General features: G+C 64.4%; 13 protein-coding genes. 5 read left to right on the top strand and 8 right to left on the bottom strand.

Features of this window, described 5'->3' with window-relative positions:
* Positions 1–38: 38 nt before the first annotated feature.
* Entirely contained in the window at positions 39–1103 is a 1065-nt protein-coding gene (locus DOD19_RS22495; RefSeq protein WP_112188213.1) for an AraC family transcriptional regulator, read from the top strand.
* Here the strand turns inward: DOD19_RS22495 and DOD19_RS22490 are convergent.
* Together DOD19_RS22490 and cls are read right to left on the bottom strand one after the other, a co-directional pair.
* Positions 1058–2320 carry an MFS transporter gene (locus tag DOD19_RS22490; RefSeq protein ID WP_112188211.1) on the bottom strand — a complete coding sequence of 421 codons (1263 nt, stop codon included), beginning with the start codon at positions 2318–2320 and terminating at the stop codon, positions 1058–1060. The genes DOD19_RS22495 and DOD19_RS22490 overlap by 46 nt on opposite strands.
* A gap of 100 nt (positions 2321–2420) precedes the next feature.
* Positions 2421–3854: a cardiolipin synthase gene (gene cls, locus DOD19_RS22485; protein ID WP_024978579.1), complete on the bottom strand. Its 1434-nt coding sequence runs from the start codon at positions 3852–3854 to the stop codon at positions 2421–2423.
* Between the two features lie 189 nt (positions 3855–4043).
* Between cls and DOD19_RS22480 the strand changes: the two genes are divergently transcribed.
* Positions 4044–5771, top strand: coding sequence for a phospholipase D family protein (locus DOD19_RS22480; RefSeq protein WP_112188209.1), 1728 nt, complete (start codon positions 4044–4046; stop codon positions 5769–5771).
* A 75-nt stretch (positions 5772–5846) separates the two neighbouring features.
* Here the strand turns inward: DOD19_RS22480 and DOD19_RS22475 are convergent, their stop codons facing one another.
* A complete protein-coding gene (locus DOD19_RS22475) occupies positions 5847–5987 on the bottom strand; it encodes an entericidin A/B family lipoprotein (RefSeq protein ID WP_024978581.1) in 141 nt (46 codons plus the stop codon).
* Positions 5988–6277: 290 nt separating this feature from the next.
* Between DOD19_RS22475 and DOD19_RS22470 the strand changes: the two genes are divergently transcribed.
* Positions 6278–7846 carry a methyl-accepting chemotaxis protein gene (locus DOD19_RS22470; RefSeq protein WP_112188207.1) on the top strand — a complete coding sequence of 523 codons (1569 nt, stop codon included), beginning with the start codon at positions 6278–6280 and terminating at the stop codon, positions 7844–7846.
* A 58-nt stretch (positions 7847–7904) separates the two neighbouring features.
* On the opposite strand, the gene DOD19_RS22465 is transcribed toward DOD19_RS22470, so the two are convergent.
* Positions 7905–9320, bottom strand: coding sequence for a bifunctional diguanylate cyclase/phosphodiesterase (locus DOD19_RS22465; RefSeq protein WP_112188205.1), 1416 nt, complete (start codon positions 9318–9320; stop codon positions 7905–7907).
* A gap of 223 nt (positions 9321–9543) precedes the next feature.
* A complete protein-coding gene (locus DOD19_RS22460; RefSeq protein WP_112188203.1) occupies positions 9544–10449 on the bottom strand; it encodes a flagellar brake protein in 906 nt (301 codons plus the stop codon).
* 118 nt (positions 10450–10567) lie between these two features.
* Between DOD19_RS22460 and DOD19_RS22455 the strand changes: the two genes are divergently transcribed.
* Complete coding sequence (locus DOD19_RS22455; protein WP_112188201.1) at positions 10568–11080, top strand: GtrA family protein; 513 nt, start codon at positions 10568–10570, stop codon at positions 11078–11080.
* A gap of 15 nt (positions 11081–11095) precedes the next feature.
* Here the strand turns inward: DOD19_RS22455 and DOD19_RS22450 are convergent, their stop codons facing one another.
* Positions 11096–11578, bottom strand: a complete 483-nt coding sequence (locus DOD19_RS22450) for a hypothetical protein (RefSeq protein ID WP_112188199.1) — start codon at positions 11576–11578, stop codon at positions 11096–11098.
* Positions 11579–12231: 653 nt separating this feature from the next.
* Between DOD19_RS22450 and DOD19_RS22445 the strand changes: the two genes are divergently transcribed.
* A complete protein-coding gene (locus tag DOD19_RS22445; protein ID WP_024978587.1) occupies positions 12232–13572 on the top strand; it encodes a sensor domain-containing diguanylate cyclase in 1341 nt (446 codons plus the stop codon).
* Between the two features lie 79 nt (positions 13573–13651).
* Here the strand turns inward: DOD19_RS22445 and DOD19_RS22440 are convergent, their stop codons facing one another.
* Both DOD19_RS22440 and DOD19_RS22435 read right to left on the bottom strand, forming a co-directional pair.
* Complete coding sequence (locus DOD19_RS22440) at positions 13652–14215, bottom strand: acyloxyacyl hydrolase (protein ID WP_024978588.1); 564 nt, start codon at positions 14213–14215, stop codon at positions 13652–13654.
* A 301-nt stretch (positions 14216–14516) separates the two neighbouring features.
* Entirely contained in the window at positions 14517–16022 is a 1506-nt protein-coding gene (locus DOD19_RS22435; RefSeq protein ID WP_112188197.1) for an efflux transporter outer membrane subunit, read from the bottom strand.
* Positions 16023–16024: the final 2 nt, after the last annotated feature.

Raw genomic sequence — 16024 nt, 5'->3', positions numbered from 1 at the left:
GTGTAAACACCAAGACGGCTCGAAGCCCACTGAAACCTATGGAAACGATGGTGCGTGCCCGGTCGCTCAACGGCTACTTCCAGGTCGTGCGGCGGCTTGGTTTCAACCCGCAGGAGGCACTGCGGCAGGTGGGGCTGGACCCGGCCAGACTGACCGATCCCGAGCAGCTCGTGTCAGTCGTGGCGACGTGCCAGTTGATGGAGATCACCGCCGCCAGCGCCCCGTGCCCGACGCTCGGGCTGCAGATGGCCGAGGCGCGCCAGGAACTGGATTTCGGTGTGCTCGGGTTGTTGCTCGCCCACAAGCGCACGCTGCGCGAGGCGCTGCAGGCCATCATCCAGTACCGTCACCTGCTGAACGAGGCGCTGGCGATCTACCTGGAATCTGATGGCGATATGGTGGTCATTCGCGAAGAGGTGATCACCGAGACGCCCGTGCCGCTGCGGCAGGCCAACGAGCTGGCCGTTGGCGTGCTCGCCAGGACGTGCAGCGCGCTGCTGGGCGTGCACTGGAAGCCGCGCAGCATCCATTTCACACATGGCGCTCCCACTGACGTCAGCCTGCACAGACGCGTGTTCGGTTGCCCCATCGTGTTCGGCAGCGACTTCAACGGCATCGTCTGCGCCGCTGCCGATCTGGAGACGCCCAACCCTGCCGCTGACCCGGCCCTCGTGCGCTACGCGGAAAGCCTTGCCGAGCCGCTCAATGTATCGGCGCAAGAGGCGGTGGTGCAGGACGTGCGTCGCGCGATCTACCTGTTGCTGCCGCTGGAGCGCGCCTCGGTCGAACAGGTGGCTGATCATCTCCACCTGAGCGTGCGGACCCTGCAACGCCAGCTGGAAGCAGCCGGCATGACGTTCTCTGACCTGGTGGAGGAGGTCCGGCACAACCTCGCCGTTCGCTACATGGCGAACCCGAGCTATCGGATCGGACGGGTGGCCGCGTTGCTCGGCTATACGCGGCAGGCGTCGTTCACGCGCTGGTTCACCGCCCACTTCGGTATGACGCCGCGTGCGTGGCGCGACGTGCAGCGCGGTGATCGCGGTGCCGACGAGGCTCAGGCAGGTTCGAGCCCGGCCGACGTATCGTCCGCACGCGGCTGACGCACCAGCCGCACCGCGGGCGATTGCAGGATGCACAGCAACTGCAGCGCAAAGCCCGCCACCGCCATCAGCAGGCACGCCCCCGCACCAGCGTGTGCGGCGAGCCACGCGGCCATTGCCGCGCCGATTGGCCGAGCGCCATATGACATCACATTCACTGCAGATACGCGCGCCAGCAGCGTGGGCGGCGTCACCGTCTGCCGCAGCGTGGTGGTGCTGACCACCCACAGAATCGGCCCACAACCCAGCAGAAAGAAGCCCGCTTGTGCCAGTGCCGGCCACGGCTGCCAGAGCGTGGCCGCAAGCAGCACACCGCCCGTCAGTCCACACACGGGGCCAGTCGCCACCACATGGCCGAAGCGCCAGCGCGCCAGAATGCGCGCGGCCAGCAGCGCGCCGATCACCATGCCCGCGCCGTACATGCCGAGCGTCAGCCCAATCGCTTGTGCAGAGAGGTTCAACCGATGCGCCGCATACGGAACGAAGATGGCAATCACCATGAAGAACGCCATGGTGAAGACGAACTGCGTGATGAACACCGGCCGCAGCAGCGGATGGTGAAACACGAAGCGCGCGCCCTCGGCTATGTCCCGCAGCGGGTGCGCCGCTTGCCGCGCCACTGACTCCGGGGCGGCCACGCCGGCCAGCAGTGCCGCAGCCATGGCGGACAACGCCGCCGCCAGCGCGAACGCCGCCATCGAGCCTGTCCAGCCGACCAACGCACCGCCGATGGCCGGCCCGCAAGCAAATGCAATCGTGCGCGCTAGCTCGATTCGGCCGTTGGCGCGCGCAAGCATCGCTGCCGGTACGAGCGAGGGCACCAGCGCAGGCGCCGCCACGCTGAACACCACCGTGCCGCACACAGCAACAAAGCCCAGCACACCCAGCGCAGCCAGGTTCAAGCGTCCGGCCATCAGCAGACCCGCCACAGCAAACAAGGCCAGCGCGCGTACCGCCTCCGCGCCGGCCATCAATGCACGCTTGGGCCAACGATCCGCCAGCATGCCGACGGGAATGGCAAACAGCACAAACGGCAGCGTGAGGGCGACTTGCAGCCAGCTCGCTGTGCTGGCGTCGGCATGCAGGGTGAGCACCGCAACCATGGGCATGGCGGCCAGCGCAATCTGCTCGGCTGACTGCGCAGCCAGGTTGGAGCCCGCCAGCCGATTGAAGCCCGGCGGTAGACGGTCGACAGCAAGATCATGGGAATCGGACATCGCACACTCCTGAAAATGTTCGCTTCAGGGTAGGGACGGCGATGCCTGGATGCGCTCCGCTTCTTGCGGGCGAACTCGGAATTCGGAATTCGGAGCGTGATTACAAGATGGGGGCGAACAGCTTGGCGACGTGCATGATCACGCGGCGCAGCGGGTGTGCGTGTTCGTATTCGTCACGGCCAACGCGGGCGGCTTCGGCAAAATCGACTTCGAGCATTTGTGCGACATCGTTGGCGAAGCGTGGGTCCGCGGTCATGATCATCAGCTCGAAGTTGAGGCGGAACGAACGGTTGTCGAGGTTGGCGCTGCCCACGGCTGCGGCCTCGTCGTCGATCAGCACGACCTTCTGGTGCAGGAAGCCCGGCAGGTAGCGATAGATCTTCACGCCCGCGCGGATCGCCTGATACGCATACAGCGTGGACGCCAGGAACACCATGCGATGGTCTGGTCGCGAGGGGATCAGGATGCGCACGTCTACCCCGCGCAGCACGGCCAGGCGCAGCGCGGCGAACACGGCTTCGTCGGGAATGAAGTATGGCGACGTGATCCACAGCCGCTTGCGCGCCGATTGAATGGCTTCCATGAAAAACAGCGAGCAGGTTTCCTGCTTGTCTGCCGGGCCGCTGGCGACCACTTGGCAAACCATGTCTTCTTCGGGCCGCAGTTCGGGCACGATCAGTTGCGGCACTTCGTGCGCGGCCCAGTACCAGTCTTCGGCAAAGGTCAGTTGCAAGTCCATCACCGCGGCACCGACGATCTCGATATGCGTGTCGCGCCACGGGGCAAGCGGCGGTTTTTCGCCCATGTATTCGTTGCCGACGTTGTGACCGCCAACGTAAGCACGGTCTCCGTCCACCACCACGAGCTTGCGATGGTTGCGGAAGTTGAGCTGGAAGCGGTTGACGAACCCGGCATGCGTGGAGAACGGCTTGGCCAGCACGCCGCCTTCAATCAGGCGCTGCACATAGCGGCGCGGCAGCGCGTGGCAGCCGATGCTGTCGAAGAGAAAGTACACACGCACCCCGGCCCGCGCGCGGTCGAGCAGCAGTTCGGCCAGTCGGCGGCCGAGCGTGTCGTCATGCACGATGAAGAACTGCACGATGAGCACGCGCCGCGCCTGCGCAATCGCCGCAAAGATGGCATCGAAGGTTTCCGCGCCGTTGACGAGCAGCCGCACGCGATTCCGGGCCAGACACGGAGTGCCGGTCAGGCGCGGCAAGGCCTGCATGCAGGTGTGCTGCGGCGCGACCACGCTGGACTCATGGTCGCGCAGACGGCGCCAGTCGTCAGACAGGGTGATTTCGCGCAGACGCGCGTTGTGAAAGCGGCGCGCGTCCACGTAGCCGGCAAAGGTGCTTCGCCCGAAGATCAGATAGGGGATCAGCGTGAACTCCGGCAGCGTGACCAGCGAGATGGCCCACGCGATGGCACCCTGCGACGTGCGCACGGTCAACACGGCATGCATGGCCGCGAGGACGCCCACGCAATGCACAACAAAGAGGAAGGCGGCAAATGCCGTGGTGTTGGTCAGCATGGAAAGCAGCGGGGGAAAAAGCGCACCGTTGCGCCATTTTGACACGCCCCACGTGGCGTCGGACAAACACGGATACTGCCCCGGCTGACATCTCGCGTAGTCTGGCCGTGGCGTCTGTTCAGGCACGCCGCATGCTGGTGTGAAGTAGACGTCCTCTCGACCTGTGCCGTACCCAACACGACATCGAACATGCAAGGGCACCCGAGGAACCTCCCGATCGCGTATCTGCGCGCCTGGTTTGCCTGGCTGGTCATCGCACTGCTGACGGGCTGCGCAAGCCTGCCAGATCACGTCGATCGCCCCGTGACGACGGCGCTGCCCAATGCCGAATCGGCCTCTTCGCTGGGGCGCCTGGTGCAGACGAATGCGCCGTCGGCCGATGTGTCCGGCTTCCGGCTGATCCCGTCGGGCGAAGAAGCCTACGCCACGTTGCTCACGCTGGCCGACCGGGCCGAGCGTACGCTGGACTTGCAGTACTTCATCATTGCGAGCGACAACAGCGTGCGCGAACTGATGCGCCATGTGCGGGCCGCTGCCGACCGTGGCGTACGCGTGCGCATGCTGGTCGACGATCTGCACAGCGATGGGCGCGATCTGGCATTTCTGAAATTTTCGTCGCACAAGAACATCGACGTGCGGCTGTTCAACCCGTTTCCGGGCGGGCGGATGTCGAACGTCACACGGTACCTGAGCGGTGCCGCTGAGTTCCGCCGCGTCAATCGGCGCATGCACAACAAGGCCTTCATTGCCGACAACGCACTGGCCGTGACAGGTGGGCGCAATCTGGGCGCCGAGTATTTCACGCAGAACCAGACCACCAACTTCGTCGATCTTGACGTGCTGGCTGCCGGGCCGGCGGTGCGTCAGTTGTCGTCGGCGTTCGATGCGTACTGGAACAGCGAATTTGCCTATCCGGTGCAGGCGCTGGCGCCCGAGCCGAGCATGGCGCATCCGCCCGAGCCGAAAGAGGGCAACTATCCGCCGCCGGTGACGATGCCACACCGGCCGGAAGGGCCGCCGCAGCATATCGATGTGCCGACCCGGCCGATCAACATGGGCTCCGATTCCGCCAAGCCGGCATCCGACCAGACGATTTCGCAGCTCGAGCAGCGCCGCAACCAGACTGATCTGGCCGGCCCAGCGCCGGAGCAGCCTTTGCCGCTCAAGCCCGCACCGCGCGACTGGTTCCTGGCTGACCAGATCGCCCGTGGCCGCCTGCGCCTGGAGTGGGCGCAGGCACAGGTGATCGTCGACCGTCCGGCCAAGGTGTCGGGTGATGAGGTGGAACCTGGCGGCGAGCGCCTCGCCCAGACGCTTCTGCGTCTGATTGACGAGGCCAAGCGCGAGGTGGTGCTGATCTCACCGTACTTCGTGCCGGGCAAGCGCGGGGTCGAGGTGGCTAGGCACTTGCAGGATCGGGGCGTGCGGCTGCGTGTGCTGACCAACTCGCTGGCAGCGACCGACGCACCCATCGTGCATGTGGGTTATGCGAAATATCGTGGCGCGCTGATCGACGATGGTGTTGAACTGTACGAGCTGCGCCCGACGCTGGGCGATCGCCCGAAGATGTTCGGCACGTTCCGTTCGTCGCAGGCAAGCCTGCACGTGAAATCGATCGTGGTGGACCGCAGCACGCTGTTTGTCGGCTCGATGAACATCGACCCGCGCTCCATCGGGCTGAATACGGAAACAGGGTTGATCATCCGCAGCCCGATGCTGTCGGATGCGGTAGCCAAGCTGTTTGACGATTCGGTGCGCGACAGTGCCTACCGGGTGACCAAGGACGACGGCCACTTGCGCTGGACCACGCATGAGAATGGCAAGGAGGTCGTCGTCGATCAGGAGCCGGAAGTGGGCCTTGGCCGCCGGACGTGGATTCAGATGCTGGCGCCGTTTACCCCGGAAGAGCTGCTGTAGCGGCCCAAAAGAAAAACGCCGCGAACAGCGGCGTTTTTTCAACTCAGGCCAGGGACTCTCCGGGCCTTCGCTTCATTACATCTTCTGCTTGGTGTTGTCAGCGGCGTTTTCCAGCTTCTGACCACCCGTCTGAATGTCCTTGCCCATGCCTGCCATCGTGTTGCAGCCCGCCAGAACGACGCAGCCCAGGGCCAGCAGTGCAATCAGTTTCTTCATCTCGATCCCCTTGTGAGCCGTGCGGTGTCCCGCACGATGTTCGCGTGATTGCCACCACGACGGTGGCGCAACCCGCATTTTAGTGCCACCCCGCGCACGTGGGGTGCGCCGGTCGTATCTTTTTTACCTTCTTGCATATCACTTGCGGCGCATTCCGGACATTCGTGGTGATGCCCTCTATTTCCGCTGTCCCTTGCCGTTAGCACCATTGGGAGTGAACAGGGTGCCCGAAGAGGGGCGCGGGAAGACGATCTCGGCGCACACGGCCCAACCATGCAGGGGGAAAACATATGTGGAAATGGATGGATACGAGCATTCGCACGCGGCTGACGTTTCTGGTCGCGGTATTTGCAGTGATGATTGCCGTGGTGGGCTTCGCGGGTATCACCACCGGCCGGGCGACCAATGACGATTTGCGGGCGGTGTATCTGGAAGATGCCAAGGGCCTGGATCTGCTGGCCAAAGACACCATCAACCTGCTGTGGGCGCGCATCCACCTGACCAATTTCGATGCGGTCTCCACGCCTGAAGAACTCAAGAAACTGCTGTCCGATGCGCACACCATGGTCAACTCGGCCAACGATGCCTGGGCCCAGTTCATGAAGCTGCCGATTCCCGATGCGGACCGCGCCCAGCTGCAAGCCGCCGACGCGGCACGCACCAAGTTCGTCAAGACGGCGCTGGAGCCGGCCATTGCCGCACTGGAACGCAGCGACCTCACTACGTACCGCGAACTGAACACGAACCTGGTGCCGAAGCTGTTCGTCGATTACGACTCGGCGCTCGGGCCCCTGGTCGGGGCGCGCTTCAAGTACGGCCAGCAACGCTTTGACCATTCCCAGTCGCGCTATGCGATGAGCATCTGGATCTCGGGTGGCTTGCTGGCCGCCGCGCTGGTGTTGTCGGTGGTGGCGCGCGGCGTGCTTGGCCGCACGGTGGTGCGTCCGCTGGAGCGCGCCATTCAGGTGTTCGAGCGCATGGCATCGGGCGACCTCGCCACGCGTATGGAAGGCCAGACAGCCGCGGGCCGCCGCGATGAAACCGCACGCCTGATGCACGCGGTGTCGTCCATGCAAACGAGCCTGCAGCAGATCATCGGCCAGGTGCGCACTGGCTCCGATTCCATCGCCAGCGCTACCAAGCAGATTGCCGCCGGCAATGCCGACCTCTCGCAACGCACGGAGCAACAGGCCTCGTCGCTGGAGGAAACCGCGTCGAGCATGGAAGAGCTGACGAGCATCGTGAAGCAGAATGCCGATAACGCGCGTCAGGCGAGCACGCTGGCCGTCAGTGCGTCGGATATCGCGGTCAAGGGTGGGGAAGTCGTGGGCCGCGTGGTGGACACGATGGCCGGCATCAATGAAAGCAGCCGAAAGATTGCCGACATCATCGGCGTGATCGAAGGCATTGCGTTCCAGACCAACATCCTGGCGTTGAATGCTGCGGTGGAAGCCGCACGCGCCGGCGAGCAGGGCCGCGGCTTTGCCGTCGTTGCCGGAGAGGTGCGCAGCCTTGCACAGCGCAGCGCCACGGCCGCCAAAGAGATCAAGGAGCTGATTGGCGATTCGGTGGGCCGTGTGCAGAACGGTACGACCCTCGTGGCCGAAGCTGGCACGGTGATCGACGAGGTGGTGGTGGCCGTGCGCCGCGTGACGGACATCATGGGCGAGATCAGCGCGGCGTCGGAAGAACAGAGCAGCGGCATCGAACAGGTCAACCAGGCCGTCACGCAGATGGACCAGGTGACGCAGCAGAATGCAGCGCTGGTCGAACAGGCTGCGGCTGCGGCGGAATCGCTGGAAGAACAGGCCGAGGCGCTGCGCAGCGCAGTGGCGGTCTTTCGCGTCGAGCACGCATAAGCAGCACGCGCGCCAGCGCCGATGCCCTTCCGCCGCGCAGGCGGGAGGGCGTTTTCTTTTACGGCATCAGATCGCGTGCGCGCTCGGCAATCACGTCTTGTGTGTCGTCGATCCAGCGGGCAGGGAAGGGTTGCGAGAGCAGGTAGCCCTGGATTACGTCGCACCGGCAGGCACGCAACGCATGGAGCTGCGCGGCGGTTTCCACGCGCGTGGCGGTGACGGGCACCCCCGCGCCATGTGCGGCAGCCACCAGGCGTTGCAGCACCGCGTGATCGCTCGCCTTGGTCACTGCGTTGACGATGGCCTGATCGAGCTTGACCTGATCGGGGCGGAACGTTGCCAGGCAATCGAGGCTGTGCGCGGTGGCGCCAAAGTCTTCCACAGCCACGCGTGCGCCACAGGCATGCAGGGCTTCCACGGCTTTCTGCGCCGAGCCGTTGGCACGGTGCAGCGTGTGTTCCGATATCTCGAAGACGAGGCGTGCGGTCGGCACCGCGTGGCGTGCGGCAATGTCGCGCACGGCGTCGCTCAATTGCGGATCGAGTAGCTGCGCAACCGACAAGTTGACAGCTGCATGCACGCCCGGCTGATGCCGGCTGTTGCGTCCCGCGCGCAGGGATTCTTCGCGTAGCAGCCCGGCCAGCATCTGCGCGGCATTGTCGAGCACCCAGCGGCCCACCTCACGAATGTCGCCTGTCTGCTCCAGGATTGGCAGAAAATCGGCCGGTGCAACGACTCCCAGCTCCGGTGAAATCCAGCGCAGCAAAAATTCGTAACCGACGATCCGTCCGTCGGTCAGGCTCAGTTGCGGCTGCAGGTTCAGGCTGAACTGGCGGCGCGCAAGCGCATGACGCAACTGGGCGGCCAGGCGCGGATGCTCGGCGGCGGCGTCGTATCCATCGATGGCGGCGGTGTTGCCGCCCGAGATCGGAGGCATGGCCGCCGGGGCATACAGCGCGGGGCTTTGTTCGGCACCGTGCTGGACCCCGTAGAGCGCCCGGTCGGCCTGTTCAATCAGCCGCGCTGCATCCGAAGGCATGGTCTCAAAAAGCGTCATGCCGATGCTGCATGAGCAGACCAGCTCGTAACCATGCGTGATGAAAGGTCGCGTAAGCGCCGCGGAAATCCGCCGCGCGAGATCGTGCACATCCTGTGCCGAGACAAAGTCTGCGCAGGCAACGGCAAAGGTCTCGGGGCCGACGCGCCCGACGATGGGTGCGATGCCATCCGCAGGTGGCACGCTCAGCGCTTCAAGCCGCGATGCACATTCGACGATGACCTCTCGCGCGGCCAGCGGCCCGAGCGTGTTGGTGGCCTCGGCAAAATGGTCGAAGCCGATCAGCAGCAGTGCGCCGATTGCATCCTGGCGTGCGGGTTGCGGCATGGCAGCCAGCAGCTGGACGAATCGTTCGCGGTCCGGCAATCCGGAGATTGGGTCCAGACTCGATGGCGCGGCAGACCTTGCGCGGCTCATAAATGGGGATCGTCCTGCAAATGCCTTTAAAACGGAAATGCCTGCACTTGATGTGCTGTCAATTGTATAGCTTTGTCACAAGCATGCCTGCGGCATCATAAGCTGAAAACCGGCCATGGTGGCCGATTTGCGGCGTTTTTTGCGTGATTTCGGCAGATGTTTTTAACCTTTAGCGGCAGTTAATTCTGAGCAAAGCGGGGCGAATATCAGTTCTGCCTGCACGCTACACCATGCGCTGGCCGCCCCAAAGTAACTGTTCATAGATAAAGCATTGCAGCAGCATTTTTTGGGCCGCGACCAGCTCTACGAATTCCACGCCGTATTGATAGACGTTGGGCAGGTCGGCCGGTTTTTCACTGCGAACGAGGGCGGCTGCCACCAGTTCGGAGTGATAGTCGCGCGTTTTCACCCGGAAGCGCAGACGCGCCGGCGCGCCGCTCACCTCCAGCCGATGCACGGAGCGGAACGACGCGCCTGTCGTGCTGATGTCGGAGATATGGATCATGCGCGGCGGGTCGCCGCTCACCAGCATCTTGCCGACCACGTTGGCGCGCACGCGCAGCGATTTGCGCAACATGCGGTTCTTGATCCGCCGCGGCGGCGACAACACGACGTATTCGAACGGAATGCGGCACACCGCCATCACCGTGCATTCAAAGCTGGCAATGCCCTCGCCCGAGAAGGCGTGGACTTCCACCAGTTCGTCCTTGACCGGCATGACCGAGCGGCCGCTGTCGGTGGGCATGGTGATGAGCAGATGGCGCTGCGGGCTGTAGCCCATCACGCGCGCGGCGCCCTTGGTCTGGCCGGCGCCTGCGGTCAGTCGCACGGTCAGCATGCCACCGGGGCGCAGGCCCAGCAGCTCCATGGCGATCGTGCGTTCACCGTCAGGATCGTCGCCCATGTCGGGGAACGTCGTGTTCGGGAACTGCGTATTTGCAAACGCTGGTGCAGGCGCGGGCGTGCCGTCCGCCATACGATGCGGGCGGTGCAGCGTGCACAGCAGGTCGATCTCCTCCGGGGAGTGGATGACGTCGCCCTTCGGGACGAGCAGCTGCCCGTCGGCGTCAAGCATCGGCCACGGCAGGGGGATCGCTAGCGGAATGTCGAGAGGTTGAAGTTCGAGCATGGCAATGGGGAGCCAACAGCTGCGCAGGGCCCCACGTTTCTATACGGCCAAATGTTGCACAACTTTAAGCGCACTTATTGTGCGGGGTCGGTGGCACGCGAGTTGCGGCCTGAGAACCATGGTCGAGCACAATGTCGGTTCCAAAGTAGATGGGGTGAGTGTGCGCATGGCGTCTCGGCGGCATTTCTGGGCGGCGGTGGAGCAGTTTGCTCGCTATGTCGTCATCGGCGGCGGCGCAACGCTGGCGCACTATGTGGTGCTGTTCGGGCTCGTGCAGGTGGGAGTCTCGCCGTGGCGAGCGTCGGTGGTCGGCAGTGTGATCGGTGCCACGCTCAACTACTTCATCAGCCGGCAGGCCGTCTTCAACAGCACACGCGGGCACGTCGGCGCGATGGTGCGGTTTGGCCTGGTGGCCTTTCTCGCGCTGGGATGCAACGCGACCATCATGGCCATCGGCCTGGGAATTGGCCTGTACTACCTGATCGCGCAGATGTTCGCCTCGGCCATCACGGCAATCTTCAACTTCGTGGTGCACCGGTACTGGACGTTTCGCGACGCCGACGCAGTCGGCGCGCCAACTGAGCCGCAGCCGACCGTCGTGCCGGAGCGGCCCACGCACCATGGGCCGTAAGCGGCCCTGCCCGCCTTAATGCCGACTTGCCACGCTTTGCAGGCCGGCCGCGGTTTCCGTGACGAACGTCACTTCGCCGATGCCATCGGCAGGCGGGGTGGGGGCATCGTCACGCAAGCGCTCCACCACCAGATGGACATCGATCACATCGGCCACGCCAGATGCCTCCAGCGAAACAAGTGCGGCCAACTGCGCAATCGCAAACGTATCCGCGAGCAGCGGAGTATCGTCGTGGAGATCGCCGGCAACGCGTGCGGGTGGGATTTTGCCGGCAGCGCGCGTGGGGTGCTGCGCTGTCTCACGTGCGCGATAGGCGAAGTAGGCATCGGCAAAATGCACGCGGTGCGCATCGAATACGCGCACGGCAGCGGTAAGGGCATCGTCCACCCAGGTGGGGTCGACTGCCGTGGTGCCGGGCTCGTTACCTTCGGGCAGACCCGCGAGCTTGAGCGCATATCGATGCGTCTGCGTGCCGGGGGCGACAAAACTCAATTCCATACGACCTCCCACAACCGCGAGCGCTTGTGCCGCGGCTTGCCGTGTTTGAATTCGCTCCCCCCGAAGCGATATTGAAGAATAGTAACGGAGCCGGCCGTTTGCGCCTTTCGTCTTTCCGGATGAGGTCGAGGGGTCTTGTCTTAACTTTAAGACATTCACAATGTGGAGATTGCCGTTCGTTCATATGGCAAACGGTTGCGGGGCGGCAGCGTCTACGCGACCTAACCGAACGGCTAGCTGCTTCGCCGCGAGGGCCGGTGTACAGTCACCGGATGTCTGGCGACGCCGGACAAGTGTCGACAATCGAGGTCGACAAACGCAGACGGGAATGACGCGGGGCGCGTTTCCTTCGCGTCATCTCGCGCACGAGGGGACCCAAAGCGCGCACGCGGTCCATGTCCCCTCGCGGGAAGGGATTGCCCCGTTAACTCGCGGCTTCTATAGTCCGCCTCGATTCGTGCGCTTGCAACGCACCAAGGTCTGTCATTGCCCGCCGCCAACTGGGCCACGCAGACCACGAGACCGGTTACGGGGATCACGCCAACTGCCACCGCGCGCCTGACGCAACGATTGCGTCATGGGGCACCCGGCGGCGCGATGGCCATCACATCAACCACACCCCGGGACTGCCGCATTCGCGAAACAGCATCGCCATGCTTGAGGACCACCACTTGTACAAGGCTGCGATCGAACATTCGCCGATAGGAATCGGCCTGTGCGCGCCGGAGGGTCGCTTCCTCGACGTGAACCGAGCGCTGTGCGCGCTAACGGGACACGAAGCACAGGCGCTGCGCGCGCGCGATCTGTTCGACCTGTGCCACCCCGACCACACTGAACGCACACGACATGGTGTCGAGTCGCTGCTCGCCGGTCAGCGCGACACGCTGTCGATGGAAACGCGCCTGGTCCGCCAGGACGGCACCACCGTCTGGGTGCAGACCGATGTGGCGGTGGCGCGCGACGACGGCAATGAGCATCTCGTCGTGCAGATGCAGGACGTGACCGCGCGGCGCCTGGCGCTGGAATCGCTGCGCGCGTCGGAGCAACGGTTGGCCTATGTGCTGGACGGTGCCGGGCTGGGTACGTTCGACTGGTCCACGCGTGCACGGCATGTGTCGTTCAACCGTCGGACGGCTGACATGCTCGGCTACGAGCCAACGGATCTGTCCAACGATCCGGATGCCTGGTTCGCGATGGTGCATCCGCAAGACGCCGCGTTGAGCGCGCGACGCATCTACCGCCATATGCGCGGCGATGCCGACAGCTTTGAAATCGAGCAACGCATGCGCGCACGCCATGGCCAATGGATCTGGGTGGCCGCGCGCGGGCGTGTGACCGAGCGCGATGCCCGTGGCATGGCCACGCGCGTGAGCGGCACGCTGCTCGACGTGACACAGCGGCGCACAGCGCTGGATCGGGCCCACCACCTCGCGCTGCATGATCCGCTGACGGACTTGCCCAATGCACGTCTGCTTCGCGATCGTCTGTTCGTCGCCATTCAGACGGCACGTCGCGCGCGCGGCCAGGTTGCGGTCGTGTTCATCGATCTCGATCGCTTCAAGCCCGTCAACGATGAGTACGGCCACGGGGTTGGCGATCTCGTCCTGAAGGCTACGGCCATGCGGTTGCGCAGCGGGCTGCGGGCCTCGGACACGGTGGCGCGCTTGGGCGGGGATGAATTTGTTGCCGTCCTCACGCACTGCGCCACGCGCGACGATGTGACGCAAACCGTGGAACGCCTGATCGAAGAATTGCAGACGCCGTTTCGTGTGGAAGGCCATGTGCTGTCGATGGGCGTGAGCGCCGGCGTGGCGCTGTATCCGACCGACGGGCATGACGCGCAGACGCTCATCCGCAATGCCGACGCAGCGATGTATGAAGTCAAGCGTGCCGGCGGCAACGGCCTGGGCTTCCATGCCTCGCTCAATTACGAGCGGTTGATGGGCATGCGATCGCGCGATCGCGATCTTGATGGGGACGCCGACGCGCGTTGATTCACCGCCGCGCGCCAAAACAAAACGGCCCGCCGCAAGGCAGGCCGTTTTTTTTTCAAGCGTCGCAAACGTTCAGGTTTTAGAACGTGTAACGGAGGTAAAGCTCGTTTAGGTCCGTGCCCGGATTCGGGCGCTTGATCGACGCGTTCGACAGGTGTTCGAAGCGGTAGCCCATTTGGAATTGTTGCTTGCTGCCAAAGGCCACGCCCACGCCGATCATGTCGGAGAACTGGAAGGCCGTGCTGAAATAGTGCTCGTTGGACGTGCTGACGTGCGACAGCAAGCGCGGGCCGACACCAGCCTCGATGAACGGTACCCACGAGCCGCCGCGCTTTTCAAGGCGGAACAGCGGCGTCACGCCGAATTCGGTGATGTTTTGGCGGTTGGTGCCCTTGGTCGAGCGCCACTGGCCCAGCGCGACTTCCCAATCCAGATTCACGAACCAGCCTTCCGGGTTGCCCCAGTGGAAGCCCGAGTCGAAGTCGAGGTCGACGCCGTATTTCTCGATGCCGTGCTTGTTGTCTTTGCCATAGATGACGCGCACGGACGGGTCAGCCTGAGCGGGCAGGGCGGCAAACAGCGTGGCGGCGCCCAGGGCGGCAGCCAGCAGCTTGGCGGAACGGGGAAGCGCGGATCGGATCATCAGAGAGAGAGCAGAGTCAGTTGAGCGGCGCGCGTGAATCGGGGCAACTGCGTCGGCAACCACGCGCGCGGCGGACATGGTGGCTGGCAAACAGACGGTCTGGATAGCACCGGGGCGGCTTGCAAGGCATCGGGCGACGCAATTTGCGCGCCCGCTGCTGCATCAGCCGGCCCGGATGGTCGGGCGGTCTGAAATAAATTCCATCGATTATAGGGGGAACTATCCGACTGCGTGCGGGCTTACGCACAAGGGGACATTGCCGGTAGCGAAACATCGTCGGCCACCGGCAACAACAGAAGGGTTATTGCGCGGCAGGAGCGGATGCCCGCGGCAGCGCCGCCTGGCCAACCACCGGCACTTCGCCGTGCCACCCGCCGCCCAGCGCCTTGACCAGCAGCACCGCTGCCGAATACTGCTTGCCCTGCAGCGTGAGCAGCGTGCGCTCGGCATTGTAGGCCGTGGCCTGTGCGGTGATGACTTCCAGGAAGCTCACCGTGCCCGCGCGATAGCGGTTCAGATTGAGTTGCGCGGCTTCCTGCGCGGCCTTGACGGCATCGGCCTGCACGCCAAATTCCTGCGTCTGCCAGCGAAGCGCGGCGAGGTTGTCTTCGACATCCTGAAACGCGCCCAGCACCGTCTGGCGGTATGTCGCGACCGACGCATCGTAAGCAGCACCGGCCTTGTCGACGGCGGCTGCACGCGCGCCGCCATCGAACAGCGTGGCGGCCAGCGTTGGGCCGATCGACCAGACGCGGCTCGGCAGCGTTGCCAGGCGCGAAAGCGTGTTGGCCGCCAAACCGGTCGAGGCTCCCAGCGTGAGTGTCGGGAAGTACGCAGCCTTGGCCACGCCGATCTGCGCGTTGGCGGCGGCCATGCGGCGCTCGGCGGCGGCAATGTCGGGGCGGCGCTCCAGCACGGCCGATGGCACTTCCAGCGGAATGGCGGGTAGGGCCGGCAAGTCGGCTGCACTCGCAGCGGTGGCCGGGGCCAGCGAGAATTCAGACGGCGGTTTGCCGATCAGCACCGCAATGGCGTGCTCAAGCTGCGCACGGGTGACTTCGGTATCCAACAGCAGCGCCTGCGACTGCTTGAGCTGCGTCTGCGCGGTCAACACATCCGAACGCTGCGCCACGCCCACGGCGTACTGGTTTTGCGTGAGCTTCAGGAAGCGCTCGTAGTCGGCAACCGTGCGTTGCAAGACAGCCTTTTGGGTATCCGTGACACGCAATTGAAAATAGTTCTGCGCAAGCGTTGCCTGCGCGGACAGCAAAGCGGACGACAAATCACCGGCGCTCGCTTGTGCGCTGGCTTTGTTCGACTCCACCGATCGGCGGATGCGGCCCCACAGGTCCAGCTCCCAACTGGCGTTGAGTGACAGGCTTTGCGAGTTGAGCAGACTCGGGTTGCCTGTCGACAGGCTGCCGTCCGGGTTGACCGAGGTGCGCACTGAACGGCTGCGCGTGGCCGATGCATTGGCACCCAGCGTCGGGAAGAACGAAGCCTGCGCCGATTGCACCAGCGCCTGGGCTTGGCGGTATTGCGCCTCGGCCACAAGGATGTTCTGGTTGGCGGCGGCCACCTGTTCTTCGAGCGCGTTCAATTGCGGGTCGTTGAAGATTTCCCACCACTTGCCGCGGGCGATGGCGTCGCTCGGGTCGGCGACTTTCCAGTCGCCGGCTTCCTTGTATTGCTGCGGCACTTCGGCGGTGGGGCGCTTGTAATCGGGCCCGACCGCGCACGCCGAGACGAGCGCGCACGCGGCTAGCACGAGCAACGAGGTACGAAGGGCTTGAGTGCCTCTTGTCATGT

This window comes from Ralstonia sp. GX3-BWBA (assembly GCF_003290055.1).
GTDB lineage: Bacteria > Pseudomonadota > Gammaproteobacteria > Burkholderiales > Burkholderiaceae > Ralstonia > Ralstonia holmesii.
This window is presented reverse-complemented; position numbering and strand designations above follow the sequence as displayed.